Origin of the sequence: Rhodopirellula islandica, from assembly GCF_001027925.1 — a bacterium.
Taxonomy (GTDB): Bacteria; Planctomycetota; Planctomycetia; order Pirellulales; family Pirellulaceae; genus Rhodopirellula; species Rhodopirellula islandica.
This window is the reverse complement of sequence record NZ_LECT01000014.1, coordinates 90,537-105,673: the sequence shown is the minus strand read 5'-3', so window position 1 is coordinate 105,673 and position 15,137 is coordinate 90,537. Positions and strand designations below refer to the sequence as shown.

Below are 15,137 nucleotides of genomic sequence, written 5' to 3'. Positions count from 1 at the left end.
GGAACCCAAATTATAACTATTCGTCGTCGGCACGCATGAAAGGCGTCAGGACCAGCGAGTAGTCGCAGAATTCGTCGGCGCCAAAGTACAGGTCCAGTTCGCGTTTGGCCGATTCTTCGCTGTCGCTGGCGTGAACCAGGTTCATTTGGCGGCTGCTGCTGTAGTCACCACGCAGGGTGCCAGGAGCGGCTTGCAAACCGTTGGTGGCGCCGAGCATGTCGCGGACGACGCGGATGACTTCCAGGCCTTCCAGTGCGATCGCCACGACGGGAGCCGAGGTGATGAACTCTTCCAGCGAGGGGTAAAACGGCTTTTCGACGTGTTCAGCGTAGTGTTGCTTGGACAGTTCCGGTGTCACTTGCAGCAACTTCATGGCAACGATGTGCAATCCCTTGGTTTCGAATCGGGACAGGACGTCACCGATCAAGCGGCGTTGGACACAATCAGGTTTGAGCAAGACGAGGGTGCGTTGCATGGCAGAAACACAGAGGTTCGAAAGGTTTTGAAAACGGGAAATTCGCCAAACAAACTCGGCGGAGCAGAAAAATACTCAACGCAGGCTTTCGTCGGAACCCGCCACGGCCGAGTCCGCTCGGGCGGTTCGTTCCAACCAGCTCAAAAACAGCCCGCCGACCAGCGTCGAACCGCCCTCCCCGATCGTCCACCAACCTGGCAGCCCAGACATCGCGTCGACGACCCACTGGAGCACCCCGAACGCGATGGTTCCCCGTGCTGCCCAGCGAATGAGGGCGCGATACCGTGGCAGGTCGGCAGACAAGATGCACAGCAACGCACCGACAAACCCATACAGCAGCGACAAATTGCGAGCCAGGTAGAACGTCAACGGGGATTCGGGGAAGGGATCGATGCCGAGTTCCTGAGCGATTTCAATCATCCATTTCTCAGGCATGACCGCCGCGGCAAAGGCTAGCAACGCGGCAGCGCCAATGATTCGCAGAAACCATTTCAGTCGTTGATCAGGTGTCATCGGAGTCGGCCCAGGGGGATGGCGGAGGCGTTTCGCAAACGTGGATGGCGGCGACCGCAGCAGGAGGGATCTCGATGGCACGGTGCCGGTTCAAATCGACAAACACCCAGCGGGTTTGGACTTTGGCAAGCACCGTTTGATCGGAGGGACGCGTCACCAGGTAATGCCGCTGGCAGGAATAACGGTTCCAGCTTGGGATCCACGTCCGGATGATCAATTCGTCCCCGGCCAACGCCGCGGCTCGGTAAGTGATGTCATGCCCGCGAACGACCCAGCCCAAACCGTCTTGCAGTGCGGAAGCCGCGTCCCAGCCCTCGGCGGCGCTATGGTCGCGAGCGGCCCACAGCGTCCACTGCAAATACCGCAGGTTGTGGACGTGTTGTTGGGCATCGATTTCGTCGTCGGCAACTGTGTGATGCAGGTCGAAGAAAGTGTGAGGCATGCGTGGATGTCGGGATGGGAAGCGGCGTGCGAAGAGTTGGCAAAGTCATCCTATCGCAGCGTCACAGAAGCGTTGTAGCTGGATTCGCCAGAATTCGGATGGTTGACGTGGAGAGGTCCGAATTCTGGCGAATCCGGCTACGGTGGGTGGCCTCGCTAACGCGGCGGGTTGTGACGGACGTAGGCCAGGCTGTGCCTGGCGGGGTGTTTGGTCGGATGGCTTTGAGTCTTGTGGGACTGTTTGGACGCCTCGCTTTGTTCCAAAGCATCGGCTGGGTGCCAGGTAATAACCTGGCCTACATGGCTGGATTTACCAAGAATTCAGTGTGGTCCCTCGCTGACGCGTCGGGTTGTGATGTTGGTAGCCGAATTCTGGCGAATCCGGCGACGGTTGGTGCGGGCTCGCGACCTCAAAGTCCACGATTGGCAAAAATCTGAAAACGGATCGTTCCTCTGCCGACCCACCCCGGTTTCCACTGCGTAATAATCAACTCGGTCCGCTGTCCCGACCTCGTTTTCTCACCTCCAGACGGCTGAATCCCCGACCCAATGCAGGAGTTTCTGATGCCAGTGCCCTCCATCTTCGCTTCGCCATCCCGCTCGCTCGCGTCCATCGCGGCGGCTGGACTGTTGATTGTCGCGACGTCCTGCACCCAGGCCGCTCCGCCCGTGGGAGCGAATTCGGATGACCCCAACGCCAACCCCAATTACAACGGGTTGCCGTTGGATTCCGAAATTGTGGAGATCAGAACTCGGCCGGGCGAAGAGGTGGTGACGTTGGCGGGGGGCTGTTTCTGGTGCACGGAAGCCGTTTTTGAGCGGATGGAAGGCGTCAACGATGTCGTCTCGGGCTACATCGGAGGGAAGGTCAAGCGTCCCAATTACGATCAAGTTTGCGGTAAGATGACCGGCCACGCCGAAGCCGTCCAAATCTATTACGACCCGACCAAGACGAATTTTGAAGAGCTGCTCAAAGTGTTCTTCAAAACGCACGATCCAACGACCTTGAATCGGCAAGGCGCCGACGGTGGACCGCAGTACCGCAGCAGCATCTTCGTTCACAACGAGGAGCAACGTGAAATCGCCAAGAAGACGATTGAAAAACTGGGCGAAGAATACCGGGATCCGATCGTCACACTGATTGAGCCTGCCACCAAATTTTATGTGGCCGAAGAGTTTCACCAGGATTACTACCGCCGGAATCCAAACGCCGGTTATTGCCAAGCAGTGGTGGCCAACAAGGTTCGAAAATTCAACCGAGAATTCGGCGACAAGATCAAAGGATCCGCGAAGTAAACCCAAGCTTGGTTCCTTGCCCAGCGGGATTCTTCCGTTGCTGCGTTTCTTGGGCGATGCGTTACATTGGATGCATGTTTGAACCCAGCTCATCGTCGACCATCGCCTCACAACTTCGCTCTCCTATTGGAGAGGCGGCGCAGTTGGTCGATGCCGCTTTTCAGCGGGGCTTCGTGGGCTGCACCTCTCCCGAAACGAAGTTGGGGGAGAGGTCGAGCGACGCCGTTCAGGCGTACGCGAGGGTGAGGGCCGGGCATGGGAAGCGGCGTGAACTGCCCTCCCCCGGAAATCTCGCTGAACGCTCGCTTTCCGAGCCCTCCCGTCGCGCGGGCGGGGGTCGCAAGCGTTTCGTGCACAGCTCTTCGAAATTGCACCACCGCTGCGCTCAGGCGGGTGAGTTCAAGATTGCAAGCACAATGTTTCGAAGCTGCAGGGCATCTAAACATTGGGGGAGAGGTGACGGTCCTTGCTGGCAGCGGCTCATTTCCATGATCTTCGCGGCCTGGTTGCTGTTGATCGCTGGGACGGAGGTTGGGCAGGCCCAAGTCGTGCAGCTTCCCAGTGTGCGACGGTTCTCTTCCACCAGCAGCATGTTGATTCCCGATCGTGGGACGGGATCGATCGGCGGCGTTTCGTCTTACCAAAGCGGGCGTTCATCGCGTGGTGGGTTTTCGCCTGGCGGAGCCTTCGGCGGTGCCACTCGCACCGGCAATGCATCCGTCTCCGTGACGATCATCGATCAAGACGAGATCGACCGTCAGTTGCTCGGCGATGCGGACCCGCGGCGATTTGCAAAACAGGAAGCACAACAAGAAACGATTGCCGACGCGAAAGCGTTGGTGCAAAACGCCAGGCGGTTGCTCCAGAGCGGCGATCGTTTGCGAGCACAAGGCGCGTACGAGTTGGCGCTGCATCGATTGGTGCGTTTGTCGAAACAAAGTCCGCCTTCGCGAACTTCATCCAGTCATGTGGGCGTGTCGAAGGCAGCCAGCCCGGAGTACATGTTGGCCTATGCAAAACGTGAATACGCACAGCACTTTGGTGAGCTGCCAGCGTGGGTTTTGGCTGATGGTCGCGTTTCTCGATCCAAAATCGAAGCGGCAGGGCGCGAGCCCTCCGGTCACGCACCGGGCGGCTTGCGCCGCTCCGCGAAACAACCGGGCAGCATGCGGATGACGGAGGTGACGCCGTGATGTCACGACAGATGGGAGTGCGTTCCTGCCGCGATTTTTGCCGCCGGTTTGGCGTCGGGCTGCGAGCCGGTGCGGACTTGTTGAAGCTGTTGGAAAGCGAGGCCAAGCACGGTCCCGCACGCCAACGCATGGCCATGACCAAGATTCGCGAGGGGGCCAAAGACGGGCACGCGATCAGCGAGATGATGCGGCATCAGAAGCCATTCTTCCCGCCCTTGTTGGTCGTGATGACTCGGGTGGGCGAGACGACCGGCAGGCTGGAACGGACCATGTTGGCGCTGTCTGAGCACTACGCCCAACAGTACACGCTGCGCCAGAATTTCATTCGCGCGATCGCTTGGCCAGGGCTTCAGTTGTTGATTGGCATCGGCGTGGTGTCGTTGATGATTTGGATCATGGGCGTGCTGACGGCTCCCACCGGCGGTGAGATGACGGACATGCTGGGGTTCGGGTTGCGCGGCCCCCAAGGAGTGCTGATTTTCTGGGCCTACGTCGCCGCCTTCGCTGCGGTGCTGGGTGGGATGTACTTGGCGTTTCGAAAGAACGTTGGCGGCATCCAAAACATTGTGCCGTTGGTGTACCAGGTTCCCGCGATCGGTGGTGCCATTCAAACGATCACGTTGGCCCGTTTCGCTTGGACGCTGTCGCTGTCTTTGGACGCAGGGATCAACCCGATCGATTCGACGAAGTTGTCTTTGGACGCCACGGACAGTTCGTATTATCGAAGCGGAGCCAAGTCGGCCGAGGACGCGATTCGTGGCGGGGCGACGTTGAGTGAAGCGCTCCACCGAACGCATTTGTTCCCTGAGGAATTCATCACCCAGATCGAGATTGCAGAGCTCTCGGGGACCGATGCGGAATCCATTGACCAATTGGCCAAGGACTACGACGAACGAGCCAAAGGGGCGATGAAAACGATTGCCGGTGTGGCGACGGGCGTGATTTGGATTTCCGTTTCGATGTTCCTGATCTTCATGATTTTCCGTATCTTTGGCAAAATCATGGGCTTCTATCAGCAGGGTTTCGAGCCGATTTAGCGGGGCTCGTGCGACGGTCCCGCTTTGCCAGCTAGGAATGTTTCCCCATCGAGTCCCTGGGGCCGTTTTTGCGGCAATTGTCGTCGGCGGGCGGTTTGCTCGTCTTCGCATCGCTAGCCACTCGTTTATAGTCGTGCGTTGTTTCGCGATGGGGCCAACAAGTTGGCTCGCTCTCGAAGCTCACCGAAAAGGGGTCTGGCCCTCTTCGGCGAACGCACTCGAATTGAAAACAGCACGCCTCCCAAGGGTCAGACCCCTTTTTCGGAGAGGTTCCCAATCAGGATTCAGACAAGCCCGTGGCCGACAAAGAACAACCTGCCGAACGAACGCCGTTTTTTGTCGACAAGAACGCGCCTCACAACGAAGTCGACTTTGCTCGAATCGAATCGGCGGTGCGCGAGATCCTGGAAGCGGTTGGTGAGGACCCCGATCGCGATGGGTTGCTGGAAACACCGGAACGCGTCGCACGCATGTACGCCGAAATGTTCGCCGGTCTGAAATCGGACCCCGGCCGTCACCTCGCGAAAGTGTTTGCCGAGGACTATGACGAAATCGTGTTGGTGCGAGACATCAGTTTCTGCAGCATGTGCGAGCATCACCTGTTGCCGTTCACGGGCAAGGCACACATCGCTTATTTGCCCAGCGGCAAGGTCGTGGGCCTGAGCAAGTTGGCTCGCGTGGTCGAAGAGGTCGCCAGGCGTCCGCAGGTGCAAGAACGATTGACCCACACGGTCGCCAATTTGATCGAGGATCGATTGTCGGCGCGAGGTGTTGCGGTGGTGGTGGAGTCGACGCACAGTTGCATGACGATGCGAGGCATTCGCAAACCAGGCAGTTTGTGTTTGACCAGCGCCATGCGAGGCGCTTTCAAGACCGATCCCAAGTCACGTGCCGAAGTCTTGGGCCTGATCAACCGCGCCGCGTCGTAGCTGGATTCGTCGGGATCCAGTGGGGTCCCTCGCTGACGCGTCGGGTTGTGATTTGGTAGCCGGATTCGCCAATAATTCGGATGCGCGAGTTGGTGCGGAGAGATGGCCAACGGCCTTGTTCAACGTAGCCAGTGGGCAACGTCCCTGGGGCCCGAGGACGAATGCACCGGTTCTTTGGCCAACGGCCAAATTCAATGGGTTGCGTTGCGGTTGAGGTTGGCCGTTGGCCAATGTGGTTTCGTTGCGGTTCGGTACCAGGGGAGGTTCCCCTGGCTACGATGAGGTTGGCCTTTGGCCAATGACGTTGTAGGCCAGGTTCTACCTTGCGGGGTGATTGGACGGGCCGCGTTGAATCTTGCGGGCGTGGTTGGACGACTCGCTTTGTTCCAAAGCATCGGCTGGGTGCCAGGTGATAACCTGGCCTACGTTGATGGATTCACCAGGATGATGGATTCGCCAGAATTCAGAGATCCGAATTCTGGCGAATCCGGCTACGTTGTGGTGGCCTTTCTGTTCTTTGTCATCAACGACACCACGATCAAGGTGACCAGAGCCAACGGGATCGTCACGATGCCCGGCTGGCTGAACGGCACGGGGCTGCTCAACGGATCGATGCCGTACACCTTTTCGAAGGTGTCGGCCGACAACAGGATCCATCCCAGCGAACTGAACATGCCGACGATGACGCTGGCGATGATGCCTTGGGCGGTCGTGCGTTTCCAGAACAGCAGCATGATGAGTGCCGGTAGGTTCGCACTCGCTGCGATGCTGAAGGCCCACCCGACCAAGTAACTGACGTTGAGGTTGCGGAACAGGATCCCCAGCACAATCGCGATGGCTCCCACGACCACGGCCGCGATTTTTGCGATTCGAACCTGGCTGTTCTCGCTGAATTCCATGCCCATCACGCCACCGAGCAAGTCGTGGGCGACGGCTCCACTGCTGGCCAAAATCAATCCGCTGACGGTGCCCAAGACGGTTGTGAAGGCGATTGCCGAAATGATGGCAAACAGCAGTCCACTCATTCCGCGAGCAAGCAGCGGCGCGGCCATGTTGCTGTTCGTCACGTCGAGGGTGCCGCTGGTCATGGCCCCCAGTCCCAGGTACAGCGTCAGGACGTAGAAGAACCCGATGCTGGTGATCCCAACGATCGTGCTCTTGCGAGCCGCGGCGGCGTCCTTGACCGTGTAGTAGCGAATCAAGATGTGTGGCAACGAGGCGGTGCCGCAGAACAGCGCCAGCATCAGTGACAGGAAGTTGAACTTGCCCGTCCAACTGTCACTGCGAATGCCAGCGAAACGAGGGTGTTCGCCGGGCCGCAGAACCTGCGAACCACTGGTTGGTTTTTGGTAGAAGACTTGCGTGGTCGAACCATCTTCGTTCTTCAGAGTTTCATTGCCCCAGAGCACCACGGTGCTGCGATTGAGAACGTCGAAGAACTTCAGAGGGCCGAGCGGCCCGGTTTCGGATTGGCCAATGTATTCGTTGGGCAGCACCTTGATCCGGCCCACCGGTCGCAGGTGACCTTGCCCAGGTTGGTCGCCCTTGGGCAGCCCGCCAATCAACGTCTCGCCATCGGGCAGCGTTGTGATCGACTGGGCTTCCGAGACGATCATCGTCCCGCCTTCTTGGATGTCCGCGCGGTAAACGTCGTAGCCGTCACCGTCTTCACGAGTGAACTGGAGGTATTGGTCGTTGTCCGCCCAACTCGATGGTTCCACCAGTTCGCGATTCATGGCTTCTGCAATGGCCTGGCGATTGAATTCACCGATGGCGAAGCTGTGGGAAGGGAACGATTGGTTGTCGACCTTGAACCCTTGTTGCAGCACCATCACGACCAGGATCGCGCTGAAGATAACCAGCAGCGATCCCTTCAGAAACTGAACCCAGGTGGTCGAGACCATTCCGGCGGTGACCACAATCGTGATCACGACGGCACCGACCAGCAGCACGCCGACCCAGTGTGGGAAACCCAGCAACGGTTGAATCAGAACCCCGGCGCCGACCATTTGCGGAATCAGATAGAACACGCTGACGATCAGTGTGCTGATCCCAGCCGCGGCCTTGATTCCTTTGGAATCGAACTTGGCGTCGAGTGCATCGGCGAAGGTGAACTTGCCGAGCCGCTTCATGGGTTCGGCGATCACGAACAAGGCCACGATCCAGCCGGCCAGGTAGCCGATCGAATACAGGAAACCATCGTAGCCGTAGGCCGCGATCATCCCGCAAATGCCCAGGAACGATGCCGCGGACAGGTAGTCTCCCGCGAACGCGATCCCGTTGATGAACCAGGGGATTTGGCCGTGGGCGGCGAAGTAGCCCGCGGATGATTTGGCTTTGCCGCCAAGGTAGAAACTCAGTGCGATCGTGAAGCCGACGAAAGCAAAGAAAACAACGACGGCGGTCATGGAGGGTTCGTAAATCATTCCGATGCCTCCATCGCTTGAGGCTCATCCGGGGTCTTCATTCCGTAGATCAGCGCCATACCAATCGCGACCAGGATCAACGCGAATCCGTAGACGATCGCCAGGTTCAAGCCCGCGAAAACGATGGTGTCCATCACTTCCGCCTTGAAAGCGTTCAGCAGCACAAACCCGCCGTAAAGCAGCAGGTAGATGACGAACAAAACCAGTCCCAGTCGGGAAGTTCTGTCCGAGGCGGGAGCGGCAGGGAGCGGAGTCGAGACATCGGAGGTGACCGATGGTTCCGATTCGGGGGCGGGATCTGAGGCGGACAAAGGGGGGACTTTTGCTGCGAGGGGGGCGAGACGACGATCGTTGGACGACGCAGTCTAGCTGAATCGATGCGTTCGTTGTGACGGAAGCCCAGTCGTAGGATTCGCCAGCGTTCAGAGGCTTCCTTGTTCCCAGGCTCTGCCTGGGAACACACTGTCTTGGAGGCTCCGCCTCCCGATTCTGTCTCAGCAGGCGGAGCCTGCAGTGCATTGCGTTCCCAGGCAGAGCCTGGGAACGAGAAAAAGCCTCGCCAATAAAATCGATGTCCCGTGGCCTTCGGTTGCCGAGTGTTGCTCGCGGAGAAGCGTCCTGGCCCGCTGGGTCAGCAAGGCCGGTCTTTTCGCTCTTGGCCAAAGGCCAATCTCATCGTAGCCAGGGGAAGCTCCCCTTATACCGACAGAGGCTTGCGGGGGCGGTTGGACGCCTCGCTTTGTTCCAAAGCATCGGCTGGGTGCCAGGTGATAACCTGGCCTACGTGGATGGCTTCGTTGAACTCAGAGGCTCGAGATGGTGGGATCCGAATTCTTGGCGAATCCGGCTACTGGATGGATGGCATTGGCAGACGCAGTCCGTCGTAGGCCAAGTGAACGTGATCGGGCAGCGAGGCTTCCACGGGGCCGTGATCGATGTCGTGGCCCAGATGAGTCAGGAAGGCTTGGCGTGGTTTGAGTTCTTCGATCACCTCGAGGGCTTCGTCGATGTTGAAGTGAGTCGGGTGCGGCGTGAATCGCAAGGCATCCAGGACCAGCGTGTCGAGGCCGCGCAGTCGTTCCATGGACGACTCCGAAATGTGATTGGTGTCGGTGCAATAGGCGAAGTTGCCCAGGCGGAAACCCAGCACTTCGAAGTGCGGTCCGTGCTTCAGCGGAACCGGCATGATACGAAAGCCGAGAACCTCAAACGGGTCGTCGTTGTTGATCGGGAGGATTTCCAGTTGGGGCCGTGATCCCGCGTGGGTTTGTTGTCGAGTGGAGAACGCATAGTCGTAGGACGTGCGAATTCGAGCCTCGACATCCGCACGGCAGTACAGCGGAACGGGACGACCGAGTCGAAACGGAAACAACCGCAGGTCATCCAGCCCATAAATGTGGTCGGCGTGTTCGTGTGTGAACACAACCGCGTGCACGAGTTTGATCTTTTCGCGGAGCAATTGCGTTCGCAAATCAGGCGGCGTGTCGATCAGCAGATTGCCCTCGGGCAACCGGATCAGAATCGAGCAGCGTGTGCGATTGTTGTGCGGGTCGGTGCTTTGGCAGACATCGCACTCGCATCCAATCGCGGGAACACCGACGCTGGTTCCGGTTCCCAAAAAGATCAACTCGGGAGTCGGGGCCGGGGAAGTTGGATCGGTCGCGGACGAGTCGGCTGGAGCAGGATCGGGTGCGGTCATGCCGCGATGTTATCGCGGGTGAGCCGCCGCGTGCAGGTGAGGTGTTGAGTGTGGAACCGTGAAACGTTTGCCGGGGTGTGCACGGGCGTCGTCGCAGCGGCGAGCGACAACCGTCGCGGAGCGACGGAATCCGTGGGACGAGTGTTTCAGTTGCGGAGGCATAACAAAAAAACGGACCGCCCCAGGTTTCCCTGGGACGATCCGTTTCGTTGGCGGTCAACTGACCTCGCGACCAACCCGATTCGCGGGTCAGCTGTTGGCGACGGCTTCGCCGTCCTTGACTGCTTCTTCACCCTCGTCTTCGGCTCCTTCGAGCGGTGCGACAAAGCCGCCCGCGACCAGGACCTTTTGCTTGATCTCGTCGGAGACGTCTGGGTTTTCGATCAAGAAGTTGCGAGCCTTCTCTTTGCCTTGCCCCAGGTAAGTGTCGCCGTACTTGAACCAGGAACCACTGCGGTTGACGACTTTGTTCTCGGTTCCGAGGTCCAGCAAGTCGCCTTCGAAGCTGATGCCGTTGGAGTGCATCATGTCGAATTCAGCGATCCGGAACGGAGGTGCAACCTTGTTCTTCACGATCTTGGCTTTGACGCGTTGACCGACTTGCTCTTCGCCGTCCTTCAGGCTGCCAATCCGACGAACATCGATTCGGCACGAGCAATAGAATTTGAGGGCACGGCCGCCGGGTGTGGTTTCGGGACTGCCGAACATCACACCGACCTTCTCGCGAATTTGGTTGATGAAGACGACAGCGGATTTGCTTTTGGCAATCGCACCGGTCAGCTTCCGCATCGACTGGCTCATCAGACGAGCTTGCAAGCCCACGTGGCTGTCGCCGATCTCGCCTTCGAGTTCCGCCTTGGGCACCAAGGCCGCGACGGAGTCAATGATGATCACGTCGACGGCGTTGGATTTGACCAGCATCTCGCAGATCTGCATCGCTTCTTCACCGCTGCTGGGTTGACTGACCAGCAGGCTGTCCAGTTCCACGCCGAGCTTCTTGGCCCAACTGGGGTCAAAGGCATGCTCGGCATCGATGATCGCTGCGATACCGCCGGACTTTTGAGCTTCAGCACCAATGTGCAGAGCCAGCGTCGTCTTCCCGGAAGATTCCGGTCCAAAGACTTCGATGATGCGGCCTCGCGGGATGCCCTTTCCACCCAGAGCCATATCCAGGCTGAGGCTGCCCGTTGAGATGCAATCGATGGTCAGCTTTTGGGAAGCTCCCAGCGGCATGATCGCACCGTCGCCAAACGACTTTTCGATCTGTTGAAGTGTTGTCTTCAGACCGGGTTCTTTTTCAAGAATGGTCTTCATGCCCGGATCCAGCTTGACGCCCTTGGATGCTGCGGGCGTTGCCATGCGTGGTTGCTTTGCCATGTCCTGATTCCTTTATTCCCTGAACAAACTTTTGGTGTTTCCAATTCAAACCCAACCGATGCCCAGACCAACGATGGTCAGACATGGCGATCCCTGCGAAGTCGCAGGGGCGATCCTATCGAGGAAGCTGCCGGAGACAATGAAAGCTCGACAGGTTTTTCACGGAAGGATGTGACGTCGGATGGACGTTTGGTTCATCGACGTTTGGGGCACAGAGAAGACCGCATTCGGCTGCCTCCTCTTCACACCCTTAGTATTCGCCAGGGGCGTGACACGTTTGGTCACGGGCGAGGCAATCCCTGGTCGAGGCGGTGAGAAGTTCAGGCAAAGCGGCCTGCCAAATCGCGAATGGTTCGTGTTTCGCGGGAACCACCGACGAAACGTTACGAAACGAGCTGGCTCGAGTTCCCAGGGGAACGCAATCGCCGCCGGGGTTTCTCTCGGACCGCCAGCCAGGTTGCGAACAGAATCAGGACACTGACGATCTGCACGGAAGCGATGACCGCGGGATGGGTGTGCCGAAGCTTGTCCATCCAGTGCCGAAGCATCGCGGGTTCGCGTTTCTCTTGCAAAATGATCTGATCTGAGAGGGACACTTGCGCAGGGATCCCCCCTAGGTGGTTGTGTGCACCGGGCCATTCCGCGACGTTTTCCCAGCCATTGACGGTGCGTCGCCAACCCACGGGAGGCACAGCTCGCGGGCCGCTGGCGACTTGTGGTGGGCCGTTGCTGGCGGGCTGGTGAGGGGGGGACTGCGGTGGGCTGGTTGCCAGTGGCGGGTGCGTTGCCATTGGTTCTGGCGGCAGTTCGGCCAGAGTTGGCCTTGTCGGGCTGTGCGTTCCGTTGGAATGGGAGGCTTTCATTGGTCCGGAGGCACCGCTGAGAACGTTCACAATCCCGAGCAAGACGGCCAAACCAGCTGTTCGTCGCAGGCGGTTCCAATAGAACGACGCATCCACCTGCGGGCTGTTGCCGAGGTGGTGAGATGAAATGCGGGAGTTGGATCGGGCGTTGCCGAGCGAACGAAAGCGTGCGAGTGCCATGGGACTGGGCGGTTGCACGTGTTGGGCCAGAGCGGTTGCGGTTGCCAGTCTGGCGGCGTAAGTCCATCGTTAGACGTGGTTTGCGTGGAACTGGGCTGGCCGGGAGCCAGGCCTCACTGGATGCGTGCAGGCAACTGATGAGGCAAAAGGTCAGCGCGGGATGGTGAATGGAAACATCACGAAACCGCGTCGTTGCAACCGGTGCAATCGGCAAAGGCTTCCAAGGGAAGATGTTGATCGCGAATCCAGCTTGGTCCGTCGTCTTCCTCGGCGTGCTTGGAGAGATTCGTGGCGTAGTGTTCCATCAGCCTTCGGAATCAAGTCCACGCGAGTCTTTCGCGGCGGCGAACCATGCACCAATGACCTACGAGCCGAGATCGATGACCAGCGTCGCAGAAAGCACCAATTTGGAAGATGTTTTTCATGTCGACATTTTGCCAGCGTTGCCACACAGCGCTATCAGCCTGTTGCAATTGTCTCAAAAAGAAGAAGCCGGACCGAATGATTTCGCTCGGCCAATTGAGGCTGATCCAGGATTGATGGGGCAGGTGTTGCGGTTTGTGAATTCCTCGTATTTCGGGTTCAGTCGCGAAATCATGAGCATCCCGCAGGCCATCACGTTGGTGGGTTCGCGAGCGATTGTGAACTTCGCTTTGTGGAACGCCGTGTTCAGTGTGATTCCCAATCCCAAGTTCGGTCCCTTTGATCTCAAGGCGCTGTGGCAGGACTCGCTGCGTCGTGCGATCTTTGCGCGAAAGATGGGACGACTGTTGAAGTTGGAGTCGTCTGAAGATTTGTTTGCGGGAGCTTTGTTGCAAGACATGGCGATTCCGTTGTTGCTCAAAGAGTTGCCGACGGAATACGAAGCGTTGGTGGAGAAGCGTGCCGCGGAAGGCAAACGCCTGAGCGGTTTGGAGCAAGAGATGTTTGGTTGGAACCATGCGGACGCCGCCGCGATTTTGGCGACCCGTTGGAAACTTCCCGAAGAGTTTGTGGCTTTGATTGCTCAGCACACCGAGATTGAGCAGTTGCTGGAAATGGGCAGTGAGGCTCGCGGTGCCGCTTGTGTCGCGTTGGCATCCTTGTTGCCATCGTGCAGTGAAAAGGAATGGCACGAGCAGGAGAAATTCACGAGCGCTTGCAAGCGACTGTCTGGAATGACAGGTGAGTCGCTGGTCGAATGCATGACCGAAGTGGATGAGCTCACCGCTGAGTTCGCACCGTTGTTAAAATTGCCAGTCCCTGAACAATCCATCATGTCATTCCTGGCCGAGAAGTAGCTTCGTTTTGGACGTTTCACGAATCGCACGACTCTGGTTTCCAGACGCAGCGTCGTTGGGCATTGATTCGTGGAACCCAGGGTTGAGCGGCGGGCGGGTGTATCGAATTCGTCTCGCCGCGAACCCCTTTTACTATGCGTTGAAGGTGTCGCCCGAAAGTCAGCCCGTGGCTCGTTGGCATGGTTTGGCTGATCCGTTGGCCAGAGCGATGGCGGAACCTGCCGATGCGTCGAGTGACGTTCCCGGCGGGCCCACGCTGGACGTTCCTCGCGGCGAAAGCATCTCGCCACCATCTCTCTTGAATGCCGCGGTTGCTGACCGCGATTCTTTGCTCTCGTTGAATTCGTTTTCATCGACGGAAGCCCCGTTTCATTCCGGGTTGCTCGCTGTGCCTGTTCCGACCGCGGATGGTCGCTGGGTCGTTTTTGAGCATGGCCGACAATGGCAATGCATCCCGTGGGTGGAAGGGACCGCGTGCACCGATCGCGAAGCAATGGATCCCACCGCTGCCTCGCGCGCCTTGTTGCTCGGCGGGGAAGCGATCGCACGGGTGCAGGCGAGGCTGAGCACCTTGCCCGAGCCAACTCATCCGTCCAACGAGATCCCGCGTTGTTTGCGGGATCGAATGCAACGGCTTCAGGAACTGAGTCCGTGGGTCTTGTCGGGGAGTTCGCTGCGAGAGCGATTGCCCAACACAACGGCACGCTGGCGAGCGCTGCTGGAACGATGTGTGACAGGGAATGACGGCAGTGTGCCTGCGAGCGAGCTTGGGGGCAACGTTCCACCAATCCATGCTCTGCCGACGGGCCCCCAGCGGGAGGCTGCCCAGGTCGGCTATCAAGAGCTCGCTCAGCGAATGATGTCCGCGACGGATTGCATGGTCGAGCGAGGCGTGATCATGCATCGCAAATTGGTTTCGGAATTGCAGCAACACATTGAGCAGCCACCGGCGCACTGGCGTCGGGCTTGGGTGCTTCGCGACGTCCACCGGGAACACATCCTGTTCAGTGCAAATCGCGAACGGGTGACTGGAATCATTGATCACGACGCGATGGACTGGGATTGTCCGGTCGTGGACCTGGCTCGCTGGGCGGGCAGCTTTCCGGTTCAGCTGGAACAGCGGTCAGCGATCACGCGGCTGGGATTGGCCGTGGACGGATACAATCGGATTGCCTCCGCAAATCACGGGCTGGGATTGGCGGATGGAGCCGAGGCCCGCCCATTCTTTCTTCAGAGCCCGACACCCGAAGAGCTTGCCTTGAGCGAGACTCTGCTTCGCTTGAACGCGTGGGTGGGAATGGCGAATTGGGTGGATTGGATTGGACTGAGGCGGCGAGTGTTTTTCTCGTCTCCTGAGTCTCTCTCAAACCGAATTTCCGGTTTGATCGATTCAGTTTGCCACTTTTGTTAAGCTACGGGACTGATTTC

At 58.6% G+C, this 15,137-nt stretch carries 18 protein-coding genes and 1 pseudogene; 6 read left to right on the top strand and 13 right to left on the bottom strand.

Annotated elements, in window-relative coordinates; genetic code table 11:
- Positions 1-16: 16 nt before the first annotated feature.
- The 5 genes and pseudogenes from ndk to RISK_RS33505 form a co-directional block, all read right to left on the bottom strand.
- Positions 17-475: a nucleoside-diphosphate kinase gene (gene ndk / locus RISK_RS05710; RefSeq protein WP_047813303.1), complete on the bottom strand. Its 459-nt coding sequence runs from the start codon at positions 473-475 to the stop codon at positions 17-19.
- Positions 476-550: 75 nt separating this feature from the next.
- Complete coding sequence (locus RISK_RS05705; protein WP_047813302.1) at positions 551-988, bottom strand: hypothetical protein; 438 nt, start codon at positions 986-988, stop codon at positions 551-553.
- Positions 978-1,430: an acyl-CoA thioesterase gene (locus RISK_RS05700; RefSeq protein WP_047813301.1), complete on the bottom strand. Its 453-nt coding sequence runs from the start codon at positions 1,428-1,430 to the stop codon at positions 978-980. Before RISK_RS05700 ends, RISK_RS05705 begins: the two co-directional genes overlap by 11 nt.
- 61 nt (positions 1,431-1,491) lie before the next feature.
- Positions 1,492-1,647: a hypothetical protein gene (locus RISK_RS32780; RefSeq protein ID WP_390173921.1), complete on the bottom strand. Its 156-nt coding sequence runs from the start codon at positions 1,645-1,647 to the stop codon at positions 1,492-1,494.
- Positions 1,648-1,664: 17 nt separating this feature from the next.
- Positions 1,665-1,712 (bottom strand): annotated as a pseudogene (locus RISK_RS33505) (hypothetical protein); the annotation flags it as partial.
- Between the two features lie 281 nt (positions 1,713-1,993).
- On the opposite strand from RISK_RS33505, the gene msrA reads away from it, so the two are divergent.
- The 4 genes from msrA to folE all read left to right on the top strand — a co-directional run bounded on the left by msrA (position 1,994) and on the right by folE (position 5,884).
- A complete protein-coding gene (gene msrA / locus RISK_RS05690) occupies positions 1,994-2,725 on the top strand; it encodes a peptide-methionine (S)-S-oxide reductase MsrA (RefSeq protein WP_047813336.1) in 732 nt (243 codons plus the stop codon).
- Positions 2,726-3,213: 488 nt separating this feature from the next.
- Positions 3,214-3,918, top strand: a complete 705-nt coding sequence (locus tag RISK_RS05685) for a DUF1584 domain-containing protein (protein ID WP_102017526.1) — start codon at positions 3,214-3,216, stop codon at positions 3,916-3,918.
- On the top strand, positions 3,918-4,955 hold the full coding sequence (locus RISK_RS05680) for a type II secretion system F family protein (protein WP_047813299.1): 1,038 nt from the start codon (positions 3,918-3,920) through the stop codon (positions 4,953-4,955). Before RISK_RS05685 ends, RISK_RS05680 begins: the two co-directional genes overlap by 1 nt.
- A gap of 296 nt (positions 4,956-5,251) precedes the next feature.
- Positions 5,252-5,884, top strand: coding sequence for a GTP cyclohydrolase I FolE (gene folE / locus RISK_RS05675; protein ID WP_047813298.1), 633 nt, complete (start codon positions 5,252-5,254; stop codon positions 5,882-5,884).
- A gap of 191 nt (positions 5,885-6,075) precedes the next feature.
- On the opposite strand, the gene RISK_RS33500 is transcribed toward folE, so the two are convergent.
- The 8 genes from RISK_RS33500 to RISK_RS33350 all read right to left on the bottom strand — a co-directional run bounded on the left by RISK_RS33500 (position 6,076) and on the right by RISK_RS33350 (position 12,734).
- Positions 6,076-6,279 (bottom strand): DUF1589 domain-containing protein, encoded by a 204-nt coding sequence (locus RISK_RS33500; protein WP_390173918.1) that lies wholly within the window; start codon positions 6,277-6,279, stop codon positions 6,076-6,078.
- A 96-nt stretch (positions 6,280-6,375) separates the two neighbouring features.
- Complete coding sequence (locus RISK_RS32935; RefSeq protein ID WP_047813297.1) at positions 6,376-8,310, bottom strand: sodium/solute symporter; 1,935 nt, start codon at positions 8,308-8,310, stop codon at positions 6,376-6,378.
- A complete protein-coding gene (locus RISK_RS05665; protein WP_047813296.1) occupies positions 8,307-8,621 on the bottom strand; it encodes a DUF485 domain-containing protein in 315 nt (104 codons plus the stop codon). The genes RISK_RS32935 and RISK_RS05665 overlap by 4 nt, the downstream gene beginning before the upstream one ends.
- A 183-nt stretch (positions 8,622-8,804) precedes the next feature.
- Entirely contained in the window at positions 8,805-9,077 is a 273-nt protein-coding gene (locus RISK_RS32930) for a hypothetical protein (RefSeq protein ID WP_083434807.1), read from the bottom strand.
- Between the two features lie 80 nt (positions 9,078-9,157).
- Positions 9,158-10,009: an MBL fold metallo-hydrolase gene (locus RISK_RS05660; protein ID WP_047813295.1), complete on the bottom strand. Its 852-nt coding sequence runs from the start codon at positions 10,007-10,009 to the stop codon at positions 9,158-9,160.
- A gap of 249 nt (positions 10,010-10,258) precedes the next feature.
- Entirely contained in the window at positions 10,259-11,386 is a 1,128-nt protein-coding gene (gene recA / locus RISK_RS05655; protein WP_047813294.1) for a recombinase RecA, read from the bottom strand.
- A 383-nt stretch (positions 11,387-11,769) separates the two neighbouring features.
- Entirely contained in the window at positions 11,770-12,429 is a 660-nt protein-coding gene (locus RISK_RS05650; RefSeq protein ID WP_047813293.1) for a hypothetical protein, read from the bottom strand.
- 176 nt (positions 12,430-12,605) lie between these two features.
- Positions 12,606-12,734 carry a hypothetical protein gene (locus tag RISK_RS33350; RefSeq protein ID WP_261340213.1) on the bottom strand — a complete coding sequence of 43 codons (129 nt, stop codon included), beginning with the start codon at positions 12,732-12,734 and terminating at the stop codon, positions 12,606-12,608.
- 75 nt (positions 12,735-12,809) lie between these two features.
- On the opposite strand from RISK_RS33350, the gene RISK_RS05645 reads away from it, so the two are divergent.
- Both RISK_RS05645 and RISK_RS05640 read left to right on the top strand, forming a co-directional pair.
- Positions 12,810-13,709, top strand: coding sequence for an HDOD domain-containing protein (locus RISK_RS05645; RefSeq protein WP_236696059.1), 900 nt, complete (start codon positions 12,810-12,812; stop codon positions 13,707-13,709).
- Between the two features lie 97 nt (positions 13,710-13,806).
- On the top strand, positions 13,807-15,120 hold the full coding sequence (locus RISK_RS05640; RefSeq protein WP_236696058.1) for a phosphotransferase: 1,314 nt from the start codon (positions 13,807-13,809) through the stop codon (positions 15,118-15,120).
- Positions 15,121-15,137: the final 17 nt, after the last annotated feature.

Excerpts from the sequence above, each read along its gene's own strand:
- ndk (WP_047813303.1), bottom strand. The coding sequence starts at position 475 with ATGCAACGCACCCTCGTCTTGCTCAAACCTGATTGTGTCCAACGCCGC.
- RISK_RS05705 (WP_047813302.1), bottom strand. The coding sequence starts at position 988 with ATGACACCTGATCAACGACTGAAATGGTTTCTGCGAATCATTGGCGCT.
- RISK_RS05700 (WP_047813301.1), bottom strand. The coding sequence starts at position 1,430 with ATGCCTCACACTTTCTTCGACCTGCATCACACAGTTGCCGACGACGAA.
- msrA (WP_047813336.1), top strand. The coding sequence starts at position 1,994 with ATGCCAGTGCCCTCCATCTTCGCTTCGCCATCCCGCTCGCTCGCGTCC.
- RISK_RS05685 (WP_102017526.1), top strand. The coding sequence starts at position 3,214 with ATGATCTTCGCGGCCTGGTTGCTGTTGATCGCTGGGACGGAGGTTGGG.
- RISK_RS05680 (WP_047813299.1), top strand. The coding sequence starts at position 3,918 with ATGTCACGACAGATGGGAGTGCGTTCCTGCCGCGATTTTTGCCGCCGG.
- RISK_RS33500 (WP_390173918.1), bottom strand. The coding sequence starts at position 6,279 with ATGCTTTGGAACAAAGCGAGTCGTCCAACCACGCCCGCAAGATTCAAC.
- RISK_RS32935 (WP_047813297.1), bottom strand. The coding sequence starts at position 8,310 with ATGATTTACGAACCCTCCATGACCGCCGTCGTTGTTTTCTTTGCTTTC.
- RISK_RS05660 (WP_047813295.1), bottom strand. The coding sequence starts at position 10,009 with ATGACCGCACCCGATCCTGCTCCAGCCGACTCGTCCGCGACCGATCCA.
- recA (WP_047813294.1), bottom strand. The coding sequence starts at position 11,386 with ATGGCAAAGCAACCACGCATGGCAACGCCCGCAGCATCCAAGGGCGTC.
- RISK_RS05650 (WP_047813293.1), bottom strand. The coding sequence starts at position 12,429 with ATGGCACTCGCACGCTTTCGTTCGCTCGGCAACGCCCGATCCAACTCC.
- RISK_RS33350 (WP_261340213.1), bottom strand. The coding sequence starts at position 12,734 with ATGGAACACTACGCCACGAATCTCTCCAAGCACGCCGAGGAAGACGAC.
- RISK_RS05645 (WP_236696059.1), top strand. The coding sequence starts at position 12,810 with ATGACCAGCGTCGCAGAAAGCACCAATTTGGAAGATGTTTTTCATGTC.